The sequence below is a fragment of the Actinomadura miaoliensis genome (genome assembly GCF_039536785.1).
Classification (GTDB): domain Bacteria; phylum Actinomycetota; class Actinomycetes; order Streptosporangiales; family Streptosporangiaceae; genus Spirillospora; species Spirillospora miaoliensis.
In genome coordinates, this window is the sequence record NZ_BAAAZG010000084.1 from 32,588 (window position 1) to 57,240 (window position 24,653).

23 protein-coding genes are annotated in these 24,653 nt (G+C 74.3%); 12 read left to right on the plus strand and 11 right to left on the minus strand.

Going from position 1 to position 24,653, the window contains the following annotated elements:
* The first annotated feature begins 23 nt into the window (after positions 1-23).
* A complete protein-coding gene (locus ABD811_RS42425; protein WP_344959266.1) occupies positions 24-1,091 on the plus strand; it encodes an NAD(P)H-dependent flavin oxidoreductase in 1,068 nt (355 codons plus the stop codon).
* A 7-nt stretch (positions 1,092-1,098) separates the two neighbouring features.
* Here the strand turns inward: ABD811_RS42425 and ABD811_RS42430 are convergent, their stop codons facing one another.
* The gene (locus ABD811_RS42430) at positions 1,099-1,719 is read right to left on the minus strand and encodes a TetR/AcrR family transcriptional regulator C-terminal domain-containing protein (RefSeq protein WP_344959206.1); all 621 of its coding nucleotides are present in this window, start codon (positions 1,717-1,719) and stop codon (positions 1,099-1,101) included.
* Between the two features lie 60 nt (positions 1,720-1,779).
* On the opposite strand from ABD811_RS42430, the gene ABD811_RS42435 reads away from it, so the two are divergent.
* Positions 1,780-2,358 carry a peroxiredoxin-like family protein gene (locus ABD811_RS42435; protein WP_344959208.1) on the plus strand — a complete coding sequence of 193 codons (579 nt, stop codon included), beginning with the start codon at positions 1,780-1,782 and terminating at the stop codon, positions 2,356-2,358.
* Between the two features lie 88 nt (positions 2,359-2,446).
* On the opposite strand, the gene ABD811_RS42440 is transcribed toward ABD811_RS42435, so the two are convergent.
* A complete protein-coding gene (locus ABD811_RS42440) occupies positions 2,447-3,460 on the minus strand; it encodes an aldo/keto reductase (protein ID WP_344959210.1) in 1,014 nt (337 codons plus the stop codon).
* Positions 3,461-3,717: 257 nt separating this feature from the next.
* Between ABD811_RS42440 and ABD811_RS42445 the strand changes: the two genes are divergently transcribed.
* Positions 3,718-5,376 (plus strand): long-chain fatty acid--CoA ligase, encoded by a 1,659-nt coding sequence (locus tag ABD811_RS42445; protein WP_344959212.1) that lies wholly within the window; start codon positions 3,718-3,720, stop codon positions 5,374-5,376.
* Positions 5,377-5,389: 13 nt separating this feature from the next.
* On the opposite strand, the gene ABD811_RS42450 is transcribed toward ABD811_RS42445, so the two are convergent.
* Positions 5,390-6,058, minus strand: a complete 669-nt coding sequence (locus ABD811_RS42450) for a TetR/AcrR family transcriptional regulator (RefSeq protein ID WP_344959214.1) — start codon at positions 6,056-6,058, stop codon at positions 5,390-5,392.
* A 232-nt stretch (positions 6,059-6,290) separates the two neighbouring features.
* On the opposite strand from ABD811_RS42450, the gene ABD811_RS42455 reads away from it, so the two are divergent.
* The 9 genes from ABD811_RS42455 to ABD811_RS42495 all read left to right on the plus strand — a co-directional run bounded on the left by ABD811_RS42455 (position 6,291) and on the right by ABD811_RS42495 (position 14,946).
* Positions 6,291-7,118, plus strand: coding sequence for an ABC transporter ATP-binding protein (locus ABD811_RS42455; RefSeq protein ID WP_344959216.1), 828 nt, complete (start codon positions 6,291-6,293; stop codon positions 7,116-7,118).
* The gene (locus ABD811_RS42460) at positions 7,111-7,818 is read left to right on the plus strand and encodes an ABC transporter ATP-binding protein (protein ID WP_344959218.1); all 708 of its coding nucleotides are present in this window, start codon (positions 7,111-7,113) and stop codon (positions 7,816-7,818) included. The genes ABD811_RS42455 and ABD811_RS42460 overlap by 8 nt, the downstream gene beginning before the upstream one ends.
* A 12-nt stretch (positions 7,819-7,830) precedes the next feature.
* The gene (locus ABD811_RS42465) at positions 7,831-8,709 is read left to right on the plus strand and encodes a branched-chain amino acid ABC transporter permease (RefSeq protein ID WP_344959220.1); all 879 of its coding nucleotides are present in this window, start codon (positions 7,831-7,833) and stop codon (positions 8,707-8,709) included.
* A complete protein-coding gene (locus ABD811_RS42470) occupies positions 8,706-9,806 on the plus strand; it encodes a branched-chain amino acid ABC transporter permease (RefSeq protein WP_344959222.1) in 1,101 nt (366 codons plus the stop codon). Before ABD811_RS42465 ends, ABD811_RS42470 begins: the two co-directional genes overlap by 4 nt.
* Positions 9,807-9,853: 47 nt before the next feature.
* The gene (locus ABD811_RS42475; RefSeq protein WP_344959224.1) at positions 9,854-11,173 is read left to right on the plus strand and encodes an ABC transporter substrate-binding protein; all 1,320 of its coding nucleotides are present in this window, start codon (positions 9,854-9,856) and stop codon (positions 11,171-11,173) included.
* 214 nt (positions 11,174-11,387) lie between these two features.
* On the plus strand, positions 11,388-11,969 hold the full coding sequence (locus ABD811_RS42480; protein ID WP_344959226.1) for a hypothetical protein: 582 nt from the start codon (positions 11,388-11,390) through the stop codon (positions 11,967-11,969).
* A 70-nt stretch (positions 11,970-12,039) separates the two neighbouring features.
* Positions 12,040-13,140, plus strand: a complete 1,101-nt coding sequence (locus tag ABD811_RS42485; protein ID WP_344959228.1) for an ABC transporter substrate-binding protein — start codon at positions 12,040-12,042, stop codon at positions 13,138-13,140.
* Positions 13,133-14,179, plus strand: a complete 1,047-nt coding sequence (locus tag ABD811_RS42490) for a FecCD family ABC transporter permease (protein WP_344959230.1) — start codon at positions 13,133-13,135, stop codon at positions 14,177-14,179. The genes ABD811_RS42485 and ABD811_RS42490 overlap by 8 nt, the downstream gene beginning before the upstream one ends.
* Positions 14,152-14,946: an ABC transporter ATP-binding protein gene (locus tag ABD811_RS42495; protein WP_344959233.1), complete on the plus strand. Its 795-nt coding sequence runs from the start codon at positions 14,152-14,154 to the stop codon at positions 14,944-14,946. Before ABD811_RS42490 ends, ABD811_RS42495 begins: the two co-directional genes overlap by 28 nt.
* 39 nt (positions 14,947-14,985) lie before the next feature.
* Here the strand turns inward: ABD811_RS42495 and ABD811_RS42500 are convergent, their stop codons facing one another.
* The 8 genes from ABD811_RS42500 to ABD811_RS42535 all read right to left on the minus strand — a co-directional run bounded on the left by ABD811_RS42500 (position 14,986) and on the right by ABD811_RS42535 (position 24,646).
* On the minus strand, positions 14,986-16,167 hold the full coding sequence (locus ABD811_RS42500; protein ID WP_344959235.1) for an acyl-CoA dehydrogenase family protein: 1,182 nt from the start codon (positions 16,165-16,167) through the stop codon (positions 14,986-14,988).
* 232 nt (positions 16,168-16,399) lie between these two features.
* Complete coding sequence (locus tag ABD811_RS42505) at positions 16,400-17,206, minus strand: HTD2 family dehydratase (RefSeq protein WP_344959237.1); 807 nt, start codon at positions 17,204-17,206, stop codon at positions 16,400-16,402.
* Entirely contained in the window at positions 17,203-18,348 is a 1,146-nt protein-coding gene (locus ABD811_RS42510; protein ID WP_344959240.1) for a CoA transferase, read from the minus strand. Before ABD811_RS42510 ends, ABD811_RS42505 begins: the two co-directional genes overlap by 4 nt.
* Positions 18,349-18,382: 34 nt before the next feature.
* A complete protein-coding gene (locus ABD811_RS42515; RefSeq protein WP_344959242.1) occupies positions 18,383-19,537 on the minus strand; it encodes an acetyl-CoA C-acetyltransferase in 1,155 nt (384 codons plus the stop codon).
* A 16-nt stretch (positions 19,538-19,553) separates the two neighbouring features.
* Positions 19,554-20,171 carry a TetR/AcrR family transcriptional regulator gene (locus ABD811_RS42520; protein WP_344959244.1) on the minus strand — a complete coding sequence of 206 codons (618 nt, stop codon included), beginning with the start codon at positions 20,169-20,171 and terminating at the stop codon, positions 19,554-19,556.
* A 13-nt stretch (positions 20,172-20,184) separates the two neighbouring features.
* The gene (locus tag ABD811_RS42525; RefSeq protein ID WP_344959246.1) at positions 20,185-20,970 is read right to left on the minus strand and encodes an SDR family oxidoreductase; all 786 of its coding nucleotides are present in this window, start codon (positions 20,968-20,970) and stop codon (positions 20,185-20,187) included.
* Positions 20,967-22,181 (minus strand): acyl-CoA dehydrogenase family protein, encoded by a 1,215-nt coding sequence (locus tag ABD811_RS42530; RefSeq protein ID WP_344959248.1) that lies wholly within the window; start codon positions 22,179-22,181, stop codon positions 20,967-20,969. Before ABD811_RS42530 ends, ABD811_RS42525 begins: the two co-directional genes overlap by 4 nt.
* 53 nt (positions 22,182-22,234) lie before the next feature.
* Positions 22,235-24,646 carry a SpoIIE family protein phosphatase gene (locus ABD811_RS42535; protein ID WP_344959250.1) on the minus strand — a complete coding sequence of 804 codons (2,412 nt, stop codon included), beginning with the start codon at positions 24,644-24,646 and terminating at the stop codon, positions 22,235-22,237.
* Positions 24,647-24,653: the final 7 nt, after the last annotated feature.

Sequence of the window (24,653 nt, forward strand, 5' to 3'; positions counted from 1 at the left end):
CGACCGGGCAGGCGTCCGGGGAGCTGACAGGGCAGGTGCTCGACACGCCGCTGACCCGGCTCACCGGCGTCCGGCACCCGATCGTGCAGACGGGCATGGGCTGGGTGGCCGGGCCGCGCCTGGTCACGGCGGTGGCGAACGCGGGCGGCCTCGGCGTGCTGGCGTCGGCGACCATGACGGTCGACCGGCTGGCCACGGCGATCCGCGAGGTCAAGGACCGCACGGACGCGCCGTTCGGGGTCAACCTGCGGGCCGACGCCGCCGACGCGGGCGAGCGCATCGACCTGATCGTCAAGGAGGGGGTGCGGGTCGCCTCGTTCGCCCTGGCCCCCAAACGCGAGCTGATCGCCCGGCTGAAGGACGAGGGCGTGGTGGTGATCCCCTCGGTGGGGGCGCGGCGGCACGCCGAGAAGGTCGCCGGGTGGGGCGCGGACGCGGTGCTGGTGCAGGGCGGCGAGGGCGGCGGGCACACCGGCCCGGTCGCCACGACGCTGCTGCTCCCCCAGGTCGTGGACGCCGTCGACATTCCCGTGATCGCCGCCGGCGGGTTCTTCGACGGGCGCGGCCTGGCCGCCGCGCTGGCCTACGGGGCGGCGGGCGTGGCGATGGGCACCCGGTTCCTGCTGACCGCCGACAGCTCCGTGCCCGACGCGGTCAAGAGCGTGTACCTGGGCGCCGCCGAGACCGTGGTGACGCGGCAGGTCGACGGGCTGCCGCACCGGGTGCTGCGCAGCGACCTGGTGGACGGCCTCGAACGCTCCGGCCGCGTCACCGGCCTGGTCCGGGCGGTGCGCAACGCCGCCCGCTTCCGGCGGATCTCCGGCATGTCGTGGCGGGCGATGCTGGCCGACGGGCGGGCGATGCGGCACGGCAGGGACCTGTCGTGGTCGCAGGTGCTCATGGCCGCCAACACCCCCATGCTGCTCCGGGCGGCGATGGTCGACGGGCGTCCCGACCTCGGCGTCATGGCGTCCGGCCAGGTCGTGGCGGTGATCGACGACCTGCCGACGTGCGCGGAGCTGATCGGCCGGATCGTCCGCGAGGCCGCCGAGGCGATCGCCGCGCAGCAGTCGATGATCGTGCGGGGTTAGCGGCGGGTCAGCGGGCGCCCGCCTCGATCCCGGCGAGCACGGCGGCCAGCCCCCCGTCGAACTCCTCATCGGGCGGGACGGTCTTCGCGCTGCGGGCGGTCTCGGCGAGCCGGGGGTAGGTGTCGTCCGGCAGGGCGGCCATCACATCGGTGCCGGCGCCGGCCAGCGGGCCGAGGTGTTCGAGCTGGATGGCGCCGAGGAGGTAGCCGAGCAGGGCGCGCAGCGCGATGACGCGGCTCCGGGCGTCGAACCCCGCCCCGGCCAGCACGTCCACCACCGCCTCCCCCCAGCGCAGCGAGGCGGGCGAGCTGTGCCGGTGCGTCATCGTCAGCGGGACGACGGCGGGATGCGCGGCGACCGCGTCGCGCACCCGCCGCACCAGCGTCGCGACCTGCTCGCGCCAGGGCGCGCCGGGCGGCGGCACGGTGTCGACGGCGCCCAGCACCAGCTCGACGACGAGCCCTTCCAGCTCCTGCCGGTCGTCGACGTACCGGTACAGCGACATCGTGCCCATGCCCAGCTCCTGGGCGACCGCCCGCATGGTGAGCGCGGGCAGGCCGTCCCGGTCGATCACGGCGAGGGCGGCCTCGGCGATGCGGGCGGGGCTGAGCGAACGGGGCCTGGGCATGCGTACAAGATACGCCTACACTCGTAGGCGTATGCTGTACGCCTACAAGCGGAGGTTCCCATGTCCAGGCTTTCGGTGGGCTCGCCGGTCACCGCCCGCGAGCTGGCCGCCGTCGGCGGCCCGCCGGTGCCCGTGCCCGATCCGGAACGGCTCGTCCACCTGCAGTTCCGGCGCTTCGCCGGATGCCCGGTCTGCAACCTGCACCTGCGGTCGGTGACGCGACGGCACGCCGAGATCGAGGCGGCGGGCGTCCGCGAGGTCGCGGTGTTCCACTCCCCCGCCGAGGAACTGCTCCCGTACGCGGCCGACCTGCCGTTCGCCGTCGTCGCCGACCCCGACAAGCGGCTGTACCGGGAGTTCGGCGTGGAGGCCGGCCGCCGCGCGCTGCTCGACCCGCGCGTGTGGGGCCCGATCCTCGTCGCGGTCTCCCGCTCGGCGGTGCGGGTGGCCCTCCGGCGCGACCGCACGCCGGCCGCCCGCCAGCCCCACGGACGGCTCGGCCTGCCCGCCGACTTCCTCATCGCCCCGGACGGCCGCGTCGTCGCCGCCGGGTACGGCCGGCACGCCTACGACCAGTGGCCGGTCGACGAGCTGCTCGCCCTGGCCGCCGAGGCTCGGCGCGCGGCCCCGGTGGCGTGAACGCGGCCGTCCGGCCGTGAGCCCGCGTGCGGCGCGGCGCACCGCCCTTCCGAGGTGACGAGGAGGCGCGCCGCGCCGCGGGGACGGGTCAGTAGCGGCTGCCGGCCGGCGCCGGGATGTCGTCCAGCTCGGCCAGGTCCTGCTCGGTGAGGTCCAGGTCGGCGGCACCGGCGTTGTCGCGCAGGTAGCGCTGCTTCTTGGTGCCGGGGATCGGGATGACGTGCTCGCCCCGCGCCAGCGTCCAGGCGATGGCGACCTGCGCGGGGGTGGCGCCGTGCCGTTCGGCCACCCGCCTGACGACGTCGACGATGCGCATGTTCTGCCGGACCGCCTCCTCCTGGAAGCGCGGGTTGCGCCTGCGGAAGTCGTCGTCGTCCAGGTCGGCGGTGGTCACCGTGCCGGTGAGGAAGCCGCGGCCGAGCGGTGAGAACGGCACGAACGCCGCGCCGTTGGCGGCGCACCAGCCGACCACGTCGCCCGGTCCCTCGCCGCCCGCGGCCGGGTCTCCCCCGGAGAACGCGCCGACGATGCCGCCCGGCGCGCCCATGGCGTCCCGCGTCCACAGCGACAGCTCGGACTGGATCGCGGCGACCGGGTGGACACGGTGCGCCTCCTCGGCCTGCGCGACCGTCACCTCCGACAGGCCCAGGTGCCGCACCTTGCCCTCGGCGACCAGCTCGGCCATGGCGCCCCAGCTCTCGGCGAGCGGCACGGCCGGGTCGACGCGGTGCAGGTAGTACAGGTCGATGACGTCGGTCTCCAGGCGGCGCAGGCTCTCCTCGGCCGAGCGCTTGACGTACTCGGGGGTGCCCCGGGTGGCCATCCTCATCTTCTCGACGTCCTCGACGACCAGCCCGGTCTTGGTGGCGAGCACGGCCTCGTCGCGGCGGCCCCGCAGCGCGCGGCCGACCAGGGTCTCGTTGTGCCCGACCCCGTAGACCTGGGCGGTGTCCAGGAACGTGACGCCGAGGTCGAGCGCCTCGCGGATCAGCGCCACCGACGCCTCGTCGTCGCGTTCGGAGGCGCCGTAGGCCCAGCTCATGCCCATGCAGCCGAGCCCGACCGCCCCGACCGGCGTCCCGGCGAACGTACGTGTCCTCATGGGGTCCCTTCTGGCGGATATGGAGATCGCGGCGGCGTCGTCGCCGCGCCGGTTCATGCCTTCGATCCTGCCCGGCGCGCGGCCGCTCAGACAGGCTCCCCTCTTCCTGGTGGTGCCACCACCACCCTGGCGACCCGTTGACGCCGCGAACGGGACGACCCTAACGTTTAACCGACCGGTCGGTATGTGTTCTCGAGCACGACGGACCGGCCGGAGGAATCGCCGGCACACGCATTCGCCCACCCCCGGAGAAACGCATGATCCGAAGCACGATGCAGGACTTCTCGCTCACCGTCGGCGCGATACTCAGGCACGGGTCCCGGGTGTTCGGGCGGAGCGAATGCGTGACCTGGACCGGCGCGGGCGCGCGCCGCGCCACGTACGCGGAGGTCGCCGAGAACGCCGAGCGGCTCGCCGCCGCGCTGACCCGGCTCGGGGTGCGCACCGGCGAGGCGGTCGCCACGTTCTGCTGGAACCACCAGGAGCATCTGGAGGCGTACTTCGCCGTGCCCGGCATGGGCGCGGTGCTGCACACCCTGAACATCCGGCTGTTCCCCGACCAGCTGGCGCACATCATCGGCCACGCCGAGGACCGGATCGTCATCGTCGACGACAACCTCGTCCCGCTGCTGGCGCGCGTCGCCGGGCGGGTGCCGAGCGTGGAGACCTACGTCGTGGTGGGCGACGGCGACGCGAGCGCGCTGGCGGAGGCGTCGGGCGGCCGGGCCCGCGTGCTGCGCTACCGCGAGCTGCTTGCGGCCGAGGAGCCGGGCTTCGCCTGGCCCGAGGTGGACGAGCACGCGCCCGCGTCGATGTGCTACACCAGCGGCACCACCGGCGACCCCAAGGGCGTGGTGTACTCGCACCGTTCGACGTTCCTGCACGCGATGGCGGTGCAGTCGGCGTCGCTGGTGGGCGTCACCGAGGCCGACCGGGTGCTGACGATCGTCCCGATGTTCCACGTCAACGCCTGGGGCCTGCCGTACGGGGCGCTGCTGTCGGGGGCGACCCTGCACATGCCCGGGCCGTTCATGCAGCCCGAGCACCTCACCCGGTTCATCGCGGCCGAGCGCAGCACCGTGGCGTCCGCGGTCCCGACGATCTGGAACGGCATCCTGGAGTACGGCGCCGAGCACGAGATCGACCTGTCGTCGCTGCGCACCGCGACGTCCGGCGGCGCGGCCGCGCCGCGCGCCATGCTGGAGCGCTTCGAGGAGCGGTACGGGCTGCGGATCATTCAGGGCTGGGGCATGACCGAGACCAGCCCGCTGGGCGGCATGGCGTTCCCGCCGCCCGGCGTGAAGCCCGGCACGCCCGAGGACGTGGACTGGCGGATGCGGTCCGGCCGGGTCGCGGCCGGCGTGGAGATGCGCGTCGTCGACGACCGGGGCGAGGAGCTGCCGTGGGACGGCGCGTCCGTCGGTGAGATCGAGGTCCGCGGGCCGTGGATCACCGGCTCCTACCACCGCGACCCGGCGCCGGAGAAGTTCCACGACGGCTGGCTGCGCACCGGCGACATCGGCACGATCGACGAGCGCGGCTTCTTCCAGATCACCGACCGGGCCAAGGACGTCATCAAGTCGGGCGGCGAGTGGATCTCCTCGGTGGAGCTGGAGAACCACCTGATGGCGCATCCGGACGTCCTGGAGGCCGCGGTGATCGGCGTGCCCGACCCGCGCTGGACCGAGCGTCCGCTGGCGTGCGTGGTGCGGCGGCGGGGCGCGACCGTCTCGGCGGCGGAGCTGGCGGCCTTCCTGGACGGCAAGGTGGCGCGCTGGCAGGTGCCGGAGAACTGGACGTTCCTCGACGAGATCCCCAAGACGACGGTGGGCAAGTTCGACAAGAAGCCGCTGCGGGCGCGGTTCCGCGAGGCCGCCTTCGAGGTGGAGCGGGTCGAGCGGGCCGCGCGGGGCTGAGCCCGCGCCGGTCTCAGGCGGACGTCGCGCCCCGGTCGTCCCGTCCGGGACGGCCGGGCGCGGCCGCCGGGGCCTCGGGACGCGCCCGCAGGCCGTTGAGGAACAGCTCGACGTAGTACTCGCTGATCTCCTGCGCGTCCAGCCGCCCGTCCGGGCGGTACCACGTGCTGACCTGGTGGACGGCGCCGAAGAAGTAGTGCACCGACAGGTCGGCGGGGACGTCGGCGCGGAAGACGCCCTCGCGCTGCCCCTCCTCCACCAGGGCGCGGAACTCCTCGTGGTAGCGGCGCCGCTCGGCCCGCACGGCACGGCGGCGCTCCTTGGGCAGCACGTGCATGGAGCGGAAGAAGACGGTGAACTCGTCCAGGTACTGGAAGCTGGTGGACAGCACGTCGACCGCGGCCGCGCGCAGCCGCTCCTCCACCGTGCCGGGGCCGCCGGCGAACTCGCGCAGGCGCCGCGTCTGCAGGCCGAGGAGCCGGTGGTAGATCTCGTAGAGCAGGTCGTCCTTGGCGCCGAAGTAGTGGTACATGGCGCCCTTGGTGACCCCGGCGGCGGCGACGATCTCCTGGACGGAGGTGCTCTCGTAGCCCTTCTCCGCGAACAGCCGCGTCGCCACGGCCAGCAGGCGGTCCGGGATGGACGCGTAGGCGGACGCGTTACCCGCCAGCCGCTGCGCCATGACTCTCCCCTGTCCCGAGGCCGGTCCCGCCGCGGGGACGGCCTCCCCTCGTGATCAGCGTTCAGCGTACCGGCGCCGGTCTCCCGGCCCGGCACCCGCAGGCCCTCGCCATGTCGCCGAACCGGCTATTGACGGGTTCCCGCCCCGATCATACGCTGCTGAGACCGACTGGTCGGTATGCAATTCCCCGCACATTTTCCGGGCTCGCGTCGTCACTCGGAATGGGGCCGCCATGTCCGAAGATCCGACTCGCACCGACCCCGAAGCCCCCGAACTCCCTGAACTGCTCCGCCTGCGTGAGGTGACCGTCCGTTTCGGCGGGCTGGTCGCCCTCGACGCGGTGTCCCTGACCGTCCCGTCCGGCCGCGTCACCGGCGTGATCGGCCCGAACGGCGCCGGCAAGACGACCCTGTTCAACGTGATCTGCGGTTTCGTCCGGCCGCGGCGGGGCGAGCTGCGCTGGCGCGGGCGGCCCCTGTCCCGGCACCGCCCGCACGACCTGGCCCGCCTCGGCATCGCCCGCACGCTGCAGGGCGTGGGCCTGTTCCCCGGCCTGACCGTGCTGGAGAACGTGCTGGTGGGCGCCGACCGGCACGCCCGCTCCGGCTTCCTCGGCGACCTGCTGGCGCTGCCGCGCGCCGACCGCGACGAGCGCGCGCTGCGCGAACGGGCGATGGCGCGGCTGGACCGGCTCGGCGTGGCCGGCGTCGCCGGGCGGCTGCCCGGCGAGCTGCCCTACGGCGTGCGCAAGCGGGTGGCGCTGGCCCGCGCCCTGGCCGCCGAGCCGGACCTGCTGCTGCTCGACGAGCCCGCGGCCGGGCTGTCGGCCGGGGAGATCGCCGAGCTGGCCGAGCTGGTCCGCGGACTGCGCGAGGAGCTGGCGGTGGTGCTGGTCGAGCACCACATGGACCTGGTGATGGACGTGTGCGACCGGGTGCTGGTGCTGGACTTCGGCAGGGTCATCGCGCACGGCACGCCCGCCGAGGTCCGCGACGACCCGGCCGTGGTCGCCGCCTACCTGGGCGAGGAGGTCCGCGAGCCGGAGGTGCCGGGTGCTTGAGGTGAGGGATCTGGTGGTCGCCTACGGGGCCGAGCCGGTGCTGGACGGGGTGAGCCTGTCGGTGGCCGGCGGCGCCCTGACGGCGGTGCTCGGGGCGAACGGCGCGGGCAAGACGACGCTGCTGCGCACGATCTCCGGGCTGCTGCGGCCCCGGGCGGGCGGGGCGGCGCTGGACGGCCGCGACCTGACCGGGCTGCCGGTGGAGGAGATCGTCCGGCTCGGCGTGGCGCACGTGCCGCAGTCCGGCGGCGTCATCACCGAGCTGACCGTGGAGGAGAACCTGCGGCTGGGCGGGCTGTGGCGGTGGCGGCGCGGCGACCTGGCCCGGCGGACCGGCGCCGTCTACGAGCTGTTCCCGCCGCTGGCCGAACGGCGCGCCCGCGCCGCCGCCACCCTGTCGGGCGGGGAACGGCAGATGCTGGCGCTCGGCCGGGCGCTGGTCGCCGAACCGCGGCTGCTGCTGGTGGACGAGCCGTCGCTGGGCCTGGCCCCCCGCGTGGTGGCCCAGCTCATGGCGGTGCTGCGGCGGCTGTGCGACGACACCGGCCTGTCCGTGCTGCTGGTCGAGCAGAACGCGCGCAGCGCGCTGTCGGTCGCCGACCGCGCGCTGGTGCTGAACCTCGGCGCCGTCGCGGCCGAGGGCGCCGCCGCCGCGCTCGCCGCCGACGACCGCCTCCGTCACGCCTACCTGGGGTTCTAGGGGGTCGCCGCCATGGTCCGGTTCGTCAACCTCACGCTGGCCGGGATCACCTCCGGCATGGTGTTCGCCACGGTCGCGCTGGCGCTGGTGCTGATCTGGCGGTCCACCCGGATCGTCAACTTCGCGCAGGGCGCGATGCTGATGGTCACCACGTTCCTGGCCTGGTCGGTCATCGACGCGGGCGGCTCGTACTGGGTCGCGCTGGCGGTGGCCCTGGCGTCCGGGCTGGTGCTCGGCGCGGTGGTCGAACGGGTGGTGATCCGCCCGGTGGAGGACAAGCCGCCGCTCAACGCGGTGATCGTCACGCTGGGGCTGTTCGTGCTGCTGCAGGCGGGCGCCGGGATGATCTGGGGCGACACGCCGCACTCCTATCCCCCGGCGTTCGGCATCCGCGGCTTCTCGGCCGGCGGCACGCGGCTGCTGCTGTCGCCCAACGACCTGTTCGTCCTCGGCGCGGCCGGCGCGGTGATGGTGGCGCTGACGGTGCTGTTCGTGCGCACCGACCTGGGGCTGCGGCTGCGGGCGGCGGCGTTCGCGCCGGAGGTCGCGCGGCTGCTGGGGGTCCGGGTCGGGCGGATGCTCACGCTCGGCTGGGCGCTGGCCGCGCTGGTCGGCTCGCTGGCCGGGGTGCTGATCGCCCCGTCGGTGTTCGTCGGGCCCGCGCAGTTCGACGCGGTGCTGGTGTTCGGGTTCACCGCGGCGGTGATCGGCGGCCTGGACAGCCCGGTCGGCGCGGTCGTCGGCGGGGTGCTGCTGGGCTGCGCGCTCAGCTACGTGTCCGGGTACGTCAGCGCCGACCTGGTCACGCTCGGGGCGCTGGCGGCGCTGATCGCCGTGCTGCTCGTCCGGCCGGACGGGCTGTTCGCCGCGACCACCGGGAGGCGGGTGTGACCGGAGCGACCCGGCGGGCCTCGGGACCCGTGCGCGCCGCGGTCCGGGCGCGGCTCGTGCTCGGCCGGTACCGGCTGGCGCGGCACGCGCTCGGCGCCGTCGCCGCCCTCGCCGCGCTGTACCTGCTGACCGGCGCGGCCGGCCCGTACCGGGACCTGCAGATCGCGCAGGCGGCCTACCTGACGTGCGCGGTCGCCGGACTGACGGTGCTGACCGGGCTCGGCGGGCAGATCTCCCTCGGGCACGGCGCGTTCATGGCGGTCGGCGCGTACACGACCGCGCTGCTGCTGATCCACCGGGCGTGGCCGCTCGCCGCCGTGCTGGTCGCGGCCGTCGTCGTGACGGCCGCGGTGGGCACGGTGGTCGGGGCGGTCGCGGCGCGGCTGCACGGCCCGTACCTGGCCGGTGCGACGCTGGCGTTCGCGGTCGGCCTGCCCGGGCTGGCCGGGTACACGCCGCTGCTGGACCTGCTGGGCGGGCAGAACGGGCTGGCGGTGCCGCCGGCGGCGCCGCCCGCGGCGCTCGGCGAGACGTTCCCGGTGGAGCGCTGGCAGGCGTGGATGGCCTGCCTGGGCGCGGTGCTGACGCTGTTCCTGCTGGCCAACCTGACCCGCGGCCGGTTCGGCCGGACGCTGCGCGCCACCCGCGACGACGAGATCGCCGCCGCCCTGCACGGGGTGCGGGTCGCCCGCGTCCGGATCGCCGCCACGGTGGTGTCGGCGGCGTGCGCGGGCCTGGCCGGGGGCCTGCTGGCGGTGGTGACCGCGCTGGCCGCGCCGGGCGCCTTCCCGCTCACCCTGTCGCTGCAGCTCATCGCGGCGATCGTCATCGGCGGCCCGGGCAGCCTGGCGGGCGCGGCCTGGGGCGCGCTGGTCCTGGTGTTCGTGCCGGCCTGGGCGTCGGACGTGGCGCAGCGGGCCGACCTGTCCCACAACGTCGCCTCCAACCTGCCGCTGGCGCTCTACGGACTGGTGCTGATCGTGGTCACCCTGGCGTTCCCGCGCGGCGTGCAGGGCGGGCTGCGCGTGGCCTGGGCCGCGCTGAGCCGGGCCGCCCTGGCCCGCCGCCGCCGTCCGACCCGCGGCGCCACCGGCTGACCGGCTCGTCCATCGGGGGCCCACCCACCGCTCACCTGGAGGAACGCATGAAGCGACCTCGACTCGCGCGGGCCACCGCCGCGCTCACCGCACTCGTGCTCGCGGCCGGCACGACGGCCGCGTGCGGTTCCGGGGACGACGGCGGAGGCGGCGGGGCCTCCGCTCCCGGTGTCACCGACACCACCGTGACCATCGGCAGCCACCAGCCGCTCACCGGGCCCGCCGCGCCGGGGTACAGCGCCAACTCCGCCGCGTCCAAGGCGTTCTTCGACCACGTCAACGCCAACGGCGGCGTCCACGGCCGGAAGATCGTCTACCGGTACGTCGACGACGTCTACAACCCGACGCAGACCGTCGGCGTGGTGCAGCGGCTCGTCCTGCGGGACAAGGTGTTCGCGATCTTCAACGGGCTGGGCACGCCCACCCACTCCAAGGTGGTCGGCTACCTCAACGCCCAGCGCGTGCCCGACCTGTTCGTGGCGTCCGGCTGCGGCTGCTGGGACCAGCCGAAGCGGCACCCGCAGACGTTCGGCTGGCAGGTCGACTACGTGCGCGAGGGCAAGATCCTCGGCGACCACGTGCGGCGCGCGTTCGCGGGCAGGAAGGTCGCCTACTTCTACCAGAACGACGACTTCGGCCAGGACGGCGTCAAGGGCCTCGACAGGTACATCCCGGCGAGCCAGGTCGTCACCCGCCAGTCCTACCAGCCGGGCGGCACCGACGTCGGCGCCCAGGTGCAGGCGATCGCGCAGTCCAAGGCGGACGTGGTGGTGCTGTTCTCCATCCCCACCTACACCGCGCTGTTCCGCCTTGCGGCGCTCAAGCTCGGCTACAGGCCGCAGATGGTGGTGAGCAACGTCGGGTCGGATCCCGTCACGCTGACCGGGCTGCTGGAGAGCCACGCCAAACGCGGCGGCGCCCAGGTCGAGGGCAACCCGCTCATCCAGGGCATCATCACCGACGCGTACCTGTCGGCGCCCGGCAGCGACGACAGCTGGATCCGGCTGTTCCGCCAGATCCACCGCCAGTACATCCCCAAGCTGCCGTTCAACGGCAACATCATCTACGGCATGTCCGTCGCCTACACGTTCGTGCAGGCGTTGCAGGCGGCCGGGCCGCACCCCACGCGCAAGAGCTTGGTCGAGGCGCTGGAGAAGTCCAAGTTCACCGGGCCGGGGCTGGTGCCGTTCGCCTACAGCAAGGACTCGCATGCCGGATACACCGGGGCGCAGATCGGTGTCATCAAGGGCGACACGGTCGTGCTCCAGGGGCAGCCGATGACGACGGACGCGGGCGACGGCCCCATCCAGCCGTACACGGGCGGGCAGCCCCAGGCCCCCGCCAACGGCATCCCGCCGCGGAACTGAGCACGGCCGGGGCAGCGGGGACCGGCCCGCCCGAGTTCGTCACGCGGGCCGGTCGGCGGGTGGCGGACCGGGGTCGCGAACGACGGCGTGCCGCACGGCCCAGGGAACGACCACGACGCGACGGCGGTGTCGGGATGGTCCCGCATACCGCGATATGCGCCATCCTCGCCCGGCCCGCGGCGGGCCCGGCGGGGCCGGGCCTTAGGCTGACCGCGTGACCGGTCCGGGAGCGGCTGTGCCGCGGTACGTGCGAGGCGGGTTCCTGGCCGCCGCGTGCACGCTGCTGGCGCTGGGCGGTCACGTGTGGGGCGGTGCGCGGGACTGCTGCCTGCCGCCGCTGCCCGCCGTCCTGGTCACCGGCGGCGCGGTGGGCGCGTTGAGCGTCGCCGTCACGCGCCGGACGACCTCGTTCTGGAAGATCCTCGCCGTCATCGGGTGGGCGCAGGTCGCCTTCCACATGGCGTTCACGGTCACCGCGGGCTCGGCGTCCGCCGCCGCGCACCATCCGTCCGCGGTCCCCGAACCGGCCGCCACGGGTCCGTCGATGCTGGCCGGGCACGCCGTGGCGGCGGTCGCGGGCGCCGCGCTGCTGGCGGGCGCCGACCGGGCGCTGTGGTGGCTGTGCGGGGCGATCTTCGCGATCGTCGTGGCGCGGCTGGTGGCGCGTCCGGTCGCGGTCGAACGCCCCGCCTGGGTGGTGGTCGCGCCCGGCGACCGGCCGCCGCCCGCGGGCGTCGTGCTGGCCCGGGCCGTCCGGCGCCGCGGCCCTCCGGTGATCGGCCCGCACGCCGCCTGAGCCCGTCCGGCGACGGGCCGCGCGGCGTGCCCGCGCATGTCCTGATCACCGGAACGCGAGGAAGTCTTCGATGTTCGACCGGCCGTTCCGGCGCGCCGCGCTGTCCGCGTGCGCCGCCGTGACGCTCACGACCACGCTCGTGACGTCGGGATGCGCGAACTCCGCTCCCGACGACGAGCCGGACACGACGCTCAGAGCCGTCCTGTCCGACCCCCGCAGGACCACCTATCCGCTGACCCTCGACAACTGCGGCCGGAAGGTGACGTTCACCGGGCCGCCCCGGCGACTGCTCATCCTCAACGGGACCTCGGTCGCCGAGGTCGAGAGCGTCGTCCTGCTCGGCCTGCAGAAGCACGTGCTGGCCAACGCGCAACGCTACGGCGTGTCGGACCACCCCACGATGCTCCGCGACGTCCAGGCCCTGCCCGACGGCGGGTTCACGATGAACAAGAACTTCGAGGTGCCGGCCGAGCGGGTGCTGTCGGCCAAGGCGGACCTGGTGCTGTCGACCTGGTCGGGCGGGTTCGACGCCAGGCGCGGCCTCGCCACGCGCGAGCAGCTCGCCGCGACGGGCGTCAACACGCTCGTCAACCCCGTCAACTGCGCGCTGGGCAAACCGGACGCCTCGCCGGAGGAGAAGGCCGCGTACGAGGGCATCTCCATCGAGTCGTCGTACGAGTTCCTGGCGCTGCTCGGGCTGGTCTTCGACGTCCAGCACCGGGCGGCGCGGGTCAGCGCGGAGCTGCGGCGGCGGGTGGAGGCGGTGCGCGCCCGCGTCCACGGCCGGCCCGCCAGGAAGGTGCTGATCGCCTACCCGGGCATGGCGATGATGAACGTCAACGGGCTGCCCGCGGTGATGACCGGCCGCCTCACCGACGAGGTCGTCCGCGCGGCCGGAGGCGTCAACGCGTTCGCCGGACGTTCCCGCGACGTCACCTCCACCCTCAACCGCGAACAGCTCGCCGCCGCCGAGGTGGACGTGCTGGTGGTGGGCGCCTTCGAGCCGAACGTGGACCTGGACGCCGAGGCGCGGAAGCTGTTCGCCGCCTTCCCGCAGTGGCGGGCGTCACGGACCCGCACGTACACCACCGCCTCCGACGGGGTGTTCCTCGGGCCGCTCAACGCGTGGGCCGTGGAGAAGATCGCCAAGGCGGTGCACGGCGATGGCTGAGGCGCGGGTGCGCAGGCGCGGCCCGCACATGGTGCCGGGGCACATGACGGGCGTGCTCATCGCCGGCCTGGCGGTGGCGCTCGTCGCGGTGTCGGTGGTGGCGATCTCGATCGGCTCGGTCACCGTTCCGGTCGGCGCGGTGTGGCAGGTGATCGGCGCGCATCTGACCGGTGCGCCGTCCGATCCGCTGCGCGAGCAGGTCGTCTGGGAGATCCGCACGCCGCGCGTGCTGGTGGCGGCGCTGGCCGGGGCGGGACTGAGCGTCGCGGGCGTGGCGCTCCAGGCGCTGGTGCGCAACCCGCTGGCCGACCCGTACGTGCTGGGCGTGTCGGCGGGCGCCTCGCTGGGCGCGGTGCTGGTCGCCGCCGTCGGCGCGAGCGCGCTCGGCGGGCTCGGCGTGACCGGCGCGGCGTTCTGCACCGCCATGCTGACCGTGCTCGCGGTGTACGCGCTGGCGCAGCGCGGCGGGCGGCTGGTGGACTCGCGGCTGGTGCTGGCGGGCGTCGCCGTCGGCTACCTGTGCTCGGCCGCGACCAGCTACGTGCAACTGCAGATCGACGAGACCGAGCTGCAGGGGCTGATGTTCTGGCTGATGGGCAGCGTGGCGGGCGCGTCCTGGTCCGACCTCGGGCTGCCCGCCGCGGTCATCGCCGGCTGCACCGGCTACCTGCTGCTGCGGGCCCGCGGCCTCAACGCGCTGCTGGCCGGGGAGGACGCGGCGGCCGGGCTCGGCACGTCGGTGCGGACGCTGCGCGTCACGCTGCTGGTCGTCGCCTCGCTGCTGACCGCGACGGCGGTGAGCGTGGTCGGCGGGATCGGCTTCGTCGGGCTGATGGTGCCGCACGCCACCCGGTTCCTCGTGGGCGCCGACCACCGGCGGGTGCTGCCGGTGGCGCTGCTGCTCGGCGCGGCGTTCCTGGTCGTGGTGGACGTCGCCGCCCGCACCGTGGACCGTCCCGACGAACTGCCGGTCGGGGTGATCACCACCGTGCTGGGGGTGCCGTTCTTCCTGTGGCTGCTGCGCCGGGGGACGCGCTGATGCGGCTGGTCATCGACGGCGTGACCGCCGAGATCGAGGGCGTGCCGATCGTGTCGGACGTCGACCTGGTGGCCGAGCCGGGTGACTTCGTCGGGCTGGTCGGGCCGAACGGCAGCGGCAAGTCGACGCTGCTGCGCACCGTCTACCGGTCGCTGCGCCCGGCCGCCGGGGCGGTGTCGCTGGACGGCGACGACCTGTGGCGGATGCGGGCCCGGCAGGCGGCGCGGCGCCGCGCCGTGGTCACCCAGCACGGCGAGCTGGGCGGGGAGTTCTCGGTCGCCGAGGTGGTGGCGATGGGACGCGCCCCGTACAAGGGACTGCTCGACCGGGAGGACGCCGGCGACCGCGCGATCGTCGCCGACGCCCTGGAACGCGTCGGCATGGCGTGGGCGGCCGACCGGCTGTTCTCCACGCTGTCGGGCGGCGAACGGCAGCGGGTGCTGGTGGCGCGGGCGCTGGCGCAGCGGGCGCCGCTGCTGGTGCTGGACGAGCCCACCAACCACCTGGACGTGCGGGCGCAGCTCGGCCTGCTCGACCTGGTGAAGTCGCTGGGCCTGACCCTGCTGGCCGCCCTGCACGACCTGGACCACGCCGCGTCCTACTGCGACCACGTCGTCGTGCTGAGCGGCGGCACGGTCCGGGCCGCGGGGCCGCCGCTGGAGGTGCTCACGCCCGAGTTCGTGGCCGAGGTGTTCGGTGTGCGGGCGCACATCGGCCCGCATCCCCTGACGGGCCGTCCGCACATCGCCGTGGCGTCGCTGCCGTGAGCGACGAGGGCGTCCGGCGCGGCGCCGGACGCCCTCCGCTCAGCTCTCCTCCAGCAGGCGCCGCCCGATCACCATCCGCTGGATGTCGGCCGTGCCCTCGCCGATCAGCAGCATGGGCGCCTCGCGGTAGAGCCGCTCGATCTCGTACTCGGTGGAGTAGCCGTATCCGCCGTGGACGCGGAAGGCGTCCTCGACGACCTCCTTGCAGTACTCGCTCGCCAGGTACTTGGCCATCCCGGCCTCCAGGTCGTTGCGTTCGCCGGAGTCCTTGCGGCGGGCGGCCATCACCGTCATCTGGTGCGCGGCCTCCACCTTGGTGGCCATCTCGGCGAGACGGAACAGCACGGCCTGGTGCTCGGCGATCGGCCTGCCGAATGTCTCACGCTGCCTGGCGTAGCCGAGCGCCAGCTCGTAGGCGCGCCGCGCCACCCCGCAGGCGCGCGCGGCCACGTTGACGCGGCCGACCTCCACGCCGTCCATCATCTGGTAGAAGCCCCGCCCGGGCTGCCCGCCGAGCACTCGCTCGGCGTCGATGCGGTACCCGTCGAACAGCAGCTCGGTCGTGTCGACGCCCTTGTACCCCATCTTGCCGATCTTGCCGGGAACGGTCAGGCCGGGCGCGACCTCCCCGAACCCGGGTTCCTTCTCGACCAGGAACGTGGTCATCCCCCGGTGTCCGGCGGCGGGGTCGGTCTTGACGAGCACGGCGACGAGGTTCGCCGTGGCGCCGTTGGTCAGCCACATCTTCTGCCCGTCGATCACGTACGCGTCGCCGTCGCGCACCGCGCGGGTGCGGATCGCCGCCACGTCCGACCCGCATCCCGGCTCCGACATGGAGAAGGCCCCGCGCACCTCCCCGGCGGCCATCCGCGGCAGGTACCGCGCCCGCTGCTCGTCCGTCCCGTGCTGGACGATCATCCAGGCGACGATGAAGTGCGTGTTGACGATCCCCGACAGGCTCATCCAGCCGCGCGACAGCTCCTCGACGACCAGCGCGTAGGTCAGCAGGGACTCCCCGAGCCCGCCGTGCTCCTCGGGGATCGTCAGCCCGAACAGCCCGAGCTCCCGCATCCGGTCGACCAGCTCCCGCGGGTAGGCGTCGGCATGCTCCAGCTCCGTCGCGACCGGCAGCACCTCCTTGTCCACGAACGCCCGGACGGTCGCGATGATCTCCCGCTGCTCGTCGGTCAACCCGTACGTCTGCTGCAACCTGTCGCCCATGCCACCAACCTTCCAGAATCTCCCGGCCCGGCACCAGATTGATCGTTAATGTTGGATCGCTCCCACTGGTGGATCGCTCCCACGGGGGCCGGGCGGGTCAGGGAGACCATGGGATACATGTGGGCGGTGTCGCGGGCCCTGTTCAGGGCGTTGCGCGACAGCGGACGGGCCGGGCGCAGGCGCCGCCGTCCGCCGCGTGGGCGGCGGCCGCCGTCCGACCCGTAGACCCCGGTCAGGCGAAGGTCGCGGTCATGGCCGTGACGGCCGCCGGGGCCTCGATGGACAGGTGGCCGTCCGGGGAGCCGGCGGCGACGAACGGCTGCCCGACGTAGACGGGTTTGCGGGCGCGGAACGCCAGCTCGCTCACCTTGTGACCGGCGCGGCGCGGCAGTTCCAGGCACAGGATCGCCAGCAGGGGGCCGTGCACCACCAAGGCCGGATGGCCTTCCACCTCGGTCGTGTAGACGGGGTCGTAGTGGATGCGGTGGGCGTTGTAGGTCAGCGCGCTGAACCGGAACAGCAGCACCGGGTCGGTGGTCGCCGGCAGCGTCCACGGCGCCTCCACCTGCGGCGGCTCGTACGAAGGGGCGGACGTGGGCGTGGCCGGGTCGCCGCTGCGGTAGACGAGGTCCTGTTCCTCGACGGCGATCTCGGCGCCGTCGCGCAGGTAGGTGTGGCGGACGGTCACGAACAGCAGCTCGCCGCTGCGGCCGTGCTTGAGCGTGGTGTCGGCCGTCTCCGAGCGGCGGGTGAGCGTGTCGCCGAGGCGGATCGGCTGGCGCAGGGTGAGCCGGCCCCCGGCGAACATGCGGCGCCGGTCGGGGATCGGCGGCAGGAAGTGGCCGTCGCGGGGATGGCCGTCGGCGCCCAGGTCGCCGGTGCGGGGACGGTCGAGGAAGTACAGCCACTGCCACAGCGGCGGCAGTTCCGGACCGGGCGGGTCGACGTCCAGCAGTCCCGCCAGCGCCAGGGCGGGCGCGGGGTGGATCGTCTCCGTGCGCTCCTGCGGGCCGGGCTCCCATCCGGCGATGTCGATCAAGCGACCACTCCCTTCGCGCGCAGCCCGGCGGGGTCCAGCCCCAGCTCGGCCAGGACGGCGTCGGTGTGCTCGCCCAGCCTGGGGGCGGGCACGACCGTGCGCCGGCCGGTGTCCAGGGGCGAGGCCGGGGCGTGCACGCGGCCGACGCCGGGCTGATCGATCTGTTCGAGCAGGGGGCTGGCGGCGGGGTCGAGGTCAGTGAAGCGGCGGTACGGGGCGTACAGCACCGACGTCGGCGCGAGCGCCTTGTCGACCTCGGCGAGGGTGCGTCCGGCGAACCAGGGGGCGAGCAGGGCGAACAGGGACTCGCGGTGCCGGTAGCGGTCGCCGTCCAGGGTGAAGTCGGCGCCCAGCAGGCGTTCCAGCTCGGCCACGGTCCCGGTCAGCCCGGTGGCCGCGCACAGGTCGGTGAAGTGCCGGGCCGTCAGCGCCACCACCATGACGCGTTCGCCGTCGGCGAGGGGGAAGTCGCGGCCGAGGCCGCCGTACAGGTCGTTGCCGATGCGGGGACGCTCGGCGCCCAGTTGCGCCTCGGCGAGGAAGCCCAGGTTGCCGGCCATGGCCAGCGCCACGTCGTGCAGCGCCAGGGTGATCCGCGCGCCGGCGCCCGTGCGGGTGCGGCGCCGTTCGGCCGCGAGCAGGCCCACGGCCGCGTACAGCCCGCACGCCACGTCCCAGGCGGGCAGCACGTGGTTGACCGGGCCGGCGTGGTCGGCGGGCCCGGTGACCAGCGGGAACCCGATCTCGGCGTTGACGGTGTAGTCGACCGCCGCGGTGCCGTCCGCGCGTCCCTGGATCTGCAGGTGGATCAGGTCGGGGCGGGCCTGCGAGAGCGTCTCGTACGACAGCCAGGCCCGGCCCACCGCGTTCGTCAGCACGGCTCCGGCGTCGGCCACCAGGCGGGTGACGACGTCGCGTCCCTCCGGGGACCGGAAGTCGACGGTGATCGACCGTTTGCCCTTGTTCAGCCCGGTCCACACCAGGCTGGTGCCGGACGGGGCCAGCGGGTGGCGTCCCACGTCGGCCGCGCCGCCGAGCGGGTCGACGCGGACGACCTCGGCGCCGAGCTGCGCCAGTGTCATGCCGCCGAGCGGGGCCGCGACGAAACTCGACACCTCGACGATCCGCAGGCCCTCCAGCATCAGCCCATTATGCAACCCGGGGTTCGCGGCGCCGTCAGAGGCGTTCGAGGATGGTGACGTTGGCCTGGCCTCCGCCTTCGCACATGGTCTGCAGCCCGTAGCGGCCGCCCGTGCGCTCCAGTTCGTGCAGCAGGGACGTCATGAGGCGGGCGCCGGTGGCGCCGAGCGGATGGCCGAGCGCGATGGCGCCGCCGTTGGGGTTGGTGCGGGCCGGGTCGGCGCCGGTCTCCTTCAGCCAGGCCAGCACCACGGACGCGAACGCCTCGTTGATCTCGATGGCGTCCATGTCGCCGATCTTCATCCCGGCGCGGCGCAGCGCGTGCGCGGTCGCGGGGATCGGCGCCGACAGCATCCGGATCGGGTCCTCGCCGCGCGCGGAGATGTGGTGGACGCGGGCGCGGGGCGTCAGGCCGTGGTCGCGCACGGCGCGTTCGGACGCGACGAGCAGCGCGGCGGCGCCGTCGGAGATCTGCGAGGCCAGCGCGGCGGTGAGACGCCCGCCGTCCACCAGGGTCCGCAGCCCGGCCATCTTCTCGGGTGAGGTGTCGCGGCGCGGCCCCTCGTCGGCGGCGACGTCCTCGTAGGGGACGATCTCCCGTTGGAAGCGCCCCTCGTCGATCGCGCGGATCGCGCGCCGGTGCGAGGTGTAGGCGAACGCCTCCATCTCCTCCCGCGAGATGTCCCAGTCACGGGCGATCATCTCGGCGCCGTTGAACTGCGACACCTCGGCGTCGCCGTACCGGCGCGTCCAGCCCCTGGACCCGGCGAACGGGCCGGAGCCGAAGCCGAGCGGCTCCGCGGCGGTCATCGCGTAGGCGATGGGGATCTGCGACATGTTCTGCACGCCGCCCGCCACCACCAGGTCGGCGGTGCCCGACAGCACCGCCTGCGCGGCGAAGTGCACCGCCTGCTGGGACGAGCCGCACTGCCGGTCGACGGTCACGCCCGGGACCTCCTCGGGCAGCCCGGCCGCCAGCCAGCAGGTCCGGGCGATGTCACCGGCCTGCGGCCCCACGGTGTCGACGCAGCCGAAGACGACGTCGTCGACCGCGGCCGGATCGGCGTCCACCCGGTCCATCAGCGCCGCCAGCACGTGCGCGCCCAGATCGGCGGGGTGCGCCCCGGACAGCCCCCCGCCGCGCCTGCCGACCGGGGTGCGGACCGCCTCGACGATGAATGCCTCGGCCACCTCAGGGCCTCCCTCCTCAGGCCTGGATGCCCTCCAGGACCATGGCCAGGTACTGCTTGGCGATGTCGTCGGCCGCCAGCCGCCCGCCGTGCCGGTACCAGCTCGCCGCCACCCACACGGTGTCGCGGACGAACCGGTACACCAGGGGCAGGTCGAGGTCGGCGCGGAACGCCCCCTCCCGCACGCCCCGCTCCAGCAGCGACATCCACATCCGCTCGAAGCGGCGGTGCGAGTCGAGCAGGTAGGCGAAGCGTTCGCTGGTGGCCGCCAGGTGGCGGGACTCGTTCTGGTAGACGACCACCGCGGCCCGGTGCCGGTCGATCGAGCGGAACGACTCCACGACGATGGCCTCCACGGTCTCGCGCGCGCCGAGCCCGGCGGCCAGCACGCGGTCGTAGGCGGCCCACATCTCGTTCAGGAACGTCGAGAGGATCTCGTCGACCATCGACTCCTTGGAGTCGAAGTGGTAGTACAGGCTGCCGCCGAGGATCCCGGCCGCGTCGGCGACCTGCCGGACGGTGGTGGCGGCGTAGCCCTTCGCCGCGAAGACCTCGGCCGCGGTGGCGAGAAGCTCGGCGCGCCGTTCCGCGCGCGCGGCCGCGGTGCCCTCGGTGTCGCGCCGTCGTGGGCTCATGGGCGGTGTGCTCCTAAGGATGCCGGCTGGAAACGGAGACCACCTCGCCCGTCATGTAGGACGAGTAGTCGCTGGCCAGGAAGACGATAACGTTGGCCACCTCCCAGGGTTGGGCATAGCGGCCGAACGCCTCCCCGCGCGTCAGCTCGTCCAGCAGGTCCTGTGACGTCACCTTCACCAGGTGCGGGTGCATCGCCAGCGACGGAGCCACCGCGTTGACGCGGACGCCGTGCGGGGCGGCCTCCAGCGCGACGCAGCGGGTCAGCGCCATCACCCCGGCCTTGGCCGCGGCGTAGTGGGCCTGGCCGCGCTGCGCCCGCCATCCGATCACCGACGCGTTGTTGACGATGACGCCCGAGCCGTGCTCCCGCATGATGCGCAGCGCGGCCCGGGTGCAGCGCATGGTGCCGTTGAGCGTGACGTCCAGCACGCGGTTCCACTGCTCGTCGGTCATGTCGGCCAGCTCGGCGGTGCCGCCCAGCCCGGCGTTGTTGACGGCGACGTCGAGGCGTCCGAAGCGCTCGACGGCGGCCGCGTACAGCGCCCGCACCTCGTCCTCGGACGTGACGTCGCAGCGGCGGGCGGCCACCCGGTCGGCGCCGAACTCCTTCTCCAGCGCGGCGCGCGACTCGGCCAGGCGCCGCTCGTGCGCGTCGGACACCATCACGGCGGCGCCCTCCTCCAGGCAGCGGCGCGCGGTCGCACCGCCGATCCCGGCCCCGGCCGCCGCGGTGATCACCACGACGCGGTCGCGCAGCAGGCCGTGCCCTTCCACGTACCGCGGCATCGCCTCGGTCATCCGGTCCCCTTCGGCTCGCGCGGCAGGCCGAGCACGCGCTCGGCGATGATGTTCCGCTGGATCTCGTTGGACCCGGCGTAGATGGTGTCGGCGCGGGAGAACAGGAACAGCCGCTGCCAGTCGTTCAGGTCGTAGGGTTCGCCGTCGGCGACGAGCCCGGCCGCGCCGAGGACGTCCATGGCCAGCTCCCCCAGCTCCCGGTGCCACGTCCCCCACACCAGCTTGGAGATGGACGACTCGGGACCGGGGGCGCCCGAGGCGACGCCCGCCATGGTGCGCACCGCGTTCAGCCGCATGATCTCCAGGCCCATCCAGGCGCGGGTGAGCCGGTCGCGCAGCAGCGGGTCGTCGACGGCGCCGGTGCGGCGGGCCAGCTCGACCACGCCCTGCAGTTCGCGGCGGAACCCGACCTGCTGGCCGAGCGTGGCGACGCCGCGTTCGAAGCCGAGCGTCGCCATCGCGATCCGCCAGCCGTCGCCGGGCGCGCCGACGATGTTCGCGGCGTCGGCGCGGGCGCCGTCGAAGAACACCTCGTTGAACTCCGAGGTGCCGGTCATCTGCACGATCGGGCGGATCTCCACCCCGTCCTGGCGCATCGGGACCAGCAGGTAGGACAGCCCGGCGTGCCGCGCGGACCCGGGTTCGGTGCGGCAGAGCGCGAAGCACCAGTCCGCCTCCGTCGCCAGGGACGTCCACACCTTCTGCCCCGTGACGCGCCACTCCCCGCCGACCAGCTCGGCGCGGGTCTGCACGCCCGCCAGGTCGGACCCGGCGTCCGGTTCGGAGTAGCCCTGGCACCACAGCTCCTCCACCGCGACGATGGGCGGCAGGAACCGGGCGCGCTGCGCGTCGGTGCCGAACGCGATGATCGTCGGGCCGAGCAGGTTCTCCCCGATGTGGCCGACCCGGGCGGGCGCGCCGGCCAGCGCGTACTCCTCGTGGAAGATCACCTGCTGGGCGACGGTGGCGCCGCGTCCGCCGTGCTCGACCGGCCAGCCGAGGCAGGTCCAGCCCGCCGCGGCCATGTGCCGCTCCCACGCCAGCCGGGCCGGGAACGCCTCGTGCTCGCGGCCCGGCCCGCCGAGGCCCCGGGCGCCGGCGAACTCGCCCGCCAGGTTGGTCTCCAGCCAGTCGCGGACCTCAGCGCGGAAGGCGCGGTCCGCCGCGCTCTCCCGGCCCGGTGCCCGGCCCGTCCCGTACCGCGTCCTCACACCGGAGGACTCTACCAAACGATTGTTAGAAAGTATCGTCCCCGGCTCGGCGGCTAGGCCACGCGGACGACGAACAGCGTGGTGTCGTCGGCGAACGGGTCGTAGCCCATCCGGGTCAGCACCAGGTCCAGCAGCCGGTCCGGCTCGCAGTCGTGCTTCTCGACGATCCGGGCCAGCCGGTCGATCTGCTCGTCCAGGTCGCTGTCGCGCCGCTCCACCAGGCCGTCGGTGTAGAGGACGACCACGTCGCCCGGCTGCAGCTGCGTGGTGAGCGTCCGGTACGTCAGCCGGGGGAAGGCGCCCAGCAGCGGGTCGGGCGTGTCGTCCAGCAGCCGCGCCCGCCCGTCGCGCACCAGCAGCGGCGGCGGGTGACCGGCGGTGGCCCACTTCATACGGCAGGTCTCGGGCTCGAAATGCGCGATCACGGCGGTGCCGGTGGCGGTCGGCTCCTGGTCGTTGGCCAGGTCGTTCAGCCAGCCCATGAGGCGTCCGGCGGACTCGCCGGTGTAGGCCAGGCCCAGCAGCCCGTGCCGCATGCGCGCCATGTCGGCGGTGGCGGCCAGGCCGTGGCCGCTGCAGTCCCCGACGGCGAACAGGGCCCGCCCGTCCGACAGCACCCGCGTCACGTGCCAGTCGCCGCCGATGCGCGCGGTGTTCTCGGCGGGAATGCTGCGGACCGCGGCCCTCAGCCCGCTCGCCCCGGCCAGCACCAGGTCGGGCGGCAGGATCGCGCGGCGCAGCGCCAGCGCCACCTGCCGCTCCCGGGCCGACTGGCCCTGCAGGCGCAGCAGGTCGCGGCGGGTCTCGGCGAGGGCGCCCTCCAGGGACCGGCGGTGACTGATGTCCTGGGTCAGCATCCGCACGCCGACCAGCAGGCCCGAGGAGTCCAGCACCGGCTCGGCGTACAGCCACAGGTGCCGCCGCTCGCCGTCCGGGGTGCGGATGCGGTGCTCGTACTGGACGGACTCGCGCCGGTCCAGCACGGTGTGCAGCGCGTCCTCGGCGAGCGGCAGGTCCTCGGGGACCACGACCTCGGATATCTCCTTCAGCGTGACCGGCCCGTCCTGCTCCGTGCGGCCGTAGTTGGCCAGCATCTGCGACGACCAGTCCTGCTCCCCCGTCGCCACGTCCCACTCCGCGAACCCGATGCGCGCCAGCCGCTCGGCCTGCTCCAGCCGCCGCGCCGTGCGCTCCTCCTCGTCGTGGAAGCGCCAGATCAGGCAGATACCGGTGGGGACGCGCACGGACCGGATGGTGAGCCGCATGGTGCGTGGGGTGCCGTTACGGCTGGTGGTGTAGGAGAACGGGCCGCGGGCGAACGGCCGCCCCGTCTCCAGCACGTCGACGTGGGCGGCGAAAAGGCCGCTCAGCACCGCGCCCGGGTCGGCGCGCAGCAACCGGCGCCCCCGCAGCTCGCGGATGCCGCGGCCGAACGGGTCCACGGCGTGCTCGTTGAGCGCGGCGTAGACGAAGTCGACGACACGTCCCTCGGGCGAGCGGACCGGCACCAGCCAGGCCGCCGAGACGATCGCCGCGTCCAGGATCGCCCGCGCCACCGGGTCGTCCGGGGTCGCGGCCAGCAGGTCGGCGTCGGCCTCGGCGTCCTCGGTGATCGGCCGCCCCAGCAGCTCCTCGACGGCCACCATCGGATCGGTGTCCCCGCGCGGGGTGGTGCGCCGCCGCGCCCTCAGCGCGCTCTCCCGGACCACGGCGTACGCGTCGCCGCCCGTCTCCCGGGCCGCGGGACGGTCCCCGACCAGCAGCGCGGCCGTCTCCTCCAGCTCCATGCCGAGGTCGCGGGCCAGCCAGATCAGGTGCTGCAGGGCCTCGCCGGGCTGGCAGCCCAGCCGGTCGGCCAGCACCACACGGGCCTCGGCGATCACGGCGCGTCCACGCGCCGCGGCCTGCATCCCCTGCAGCATCGGCACACGCCGCCGCCCCGGCTCAGCGGCGGGCGCGGCCTCACCGGAATCATCGTGGGTCCCCGGCTGACCGGGACCAGCCCCCTCCTCAGGAACACCGGTCTCCTGGCCCTCAGCTGGCTCTGAGGCCGCCGCCTGCTCCGGCGCGGCGGTGGGTCCGGGCTGCGCCTCCTTTGGAGGCTTGGTGGCCTGTGGGGGCTTGCTCTCGTTCGGAGGGCCGCCGTCCGGCTGGGCGGCGTCGTCCACGTCGTCGGACGCCGGCGCGTCCGGCGGCGTGACCTTGCCCGGCACCTTGGGCGGCGGCTCCGCCCGCACCGGCTCTCCAGGAGCCTCCGGCGCGGCGTCCTGGGGGCGTCTGCCGCCCGCCGGAAGCCGCGGCTCGCCGTTCGTGGAGGAGCCCGCGCCGACCGCCCCGGCGGCGTGCCCCGCCCGCCCGGCGGCGGACTGGGCGCGCTCCGTCCCAGGTCCGCCCTGTCCGGCTACGTCGTCCGGCCGCGACCGCCCACCGGGCGGCCGCTTCCACCCCGCGTCCACGATTTCCACAACACCG

Bases quoted from the DNA above. Each gene is read 5' to 3' on its own strand.
- ABD811_RS42430 (WP_344959206.1), bottom strand. From the start codon at position 1,719: ATGCCCAGGCCCCGTTCGCTCAGCCCCGCCCGCATCGCCGAGGCCGCC.
- ABD811_RS42435 (WP_344959208.1), top strand. From the start codon at position 1,780: ATGTCCAGGCTTTCGGTGGGCTCGCCGGTCACCGCCCGCGAGCTGGCC.
- ABD811_RS42440 (WP_344959210.1), bottom strand. From the start codon at position 3,460: ATGAGGACACGTACGTTCGCCGGGACGCCGGTCGGGGCGGTCGGGCTC.
- ABD811_RS42445 (WP_344959212.1), top strand. From the start codon at position 3,718: ATGATCCGAAGCACGATGCAGGACTTCTCGCTCACCGTCGGCGCGATA.
- ABD811_RS42450 (WP_344959214.1), bottom strand. From the start codon at position 6,058: ATGGCGCAGCGGCTGGCGGGTAACGCGTCCGCCTACGCGTCCATCCCG.
- ABD811_RS42455 (WP_344959216.1), top strand. From the start codon at position 6,291: ATGTCCGAAGATCCGACTCGCACCGACCCCGAAGCCCCCGAACTCCCT.
- ABD811_RS42465 (WP_344959220.1), top strand. From the start codon at position 7,831: ATGGTCCGGTTCGTCAACCTCACGCTGGCCGGGATCACCTCCGGCATG.
- ABD811_RS42475 (WP_344959224.1), top strand. From the start codon at position 9,854: ATGAAGCGACCTCGACTCGCGCGGGCCACCGCCGCGCTCACCGCACTC.
- ABD811_RS42485 (WP_344959228.1), top strand. From the start codon at position 12,040: ATGTTCGACCGGCCGTTCCGGCGCGCCGCGCTGTCCGCGTGCGCCGCC.
- ABD811_RS42490 (WP_344959230.1), top strand. From the start codon at position 13,133: ATGGCTGAGGCGCGGGTGCGCAGGCGCGGCCCGCACATGGTGCCGGGG.
- ABD811_RS42500 (WP_344959235.1), bottom strand. From the start codon at position 16,167: ATGGGCGACAGGTTGCAGCAGACGTACGGGTTGACCGACGAGCAGCGG.
- ABD811_RS42510 (WP_344959240.1), bottom strand. From the start codon at position 18,348: ATGCTGGAGGGCCTGCGGATCGTCGAGGTGTCGAGTTTCGTCGCGGCC.
- ABD811_RS42520 (WP_344959244.1), bottom strand. From the start codon at position 20,171: ATGAGCCCACGACGGCGCGACACCGAGGGCACCGCGGCCGCGCGCGCG.
- ABD811_RS42525 (WP_344959246.1), bottom strand. From the start codon at position 20,970: ATGACCGAGGCGATGCCGCGGTACGTGGAAGGGCACGGCCTGCTGCGC.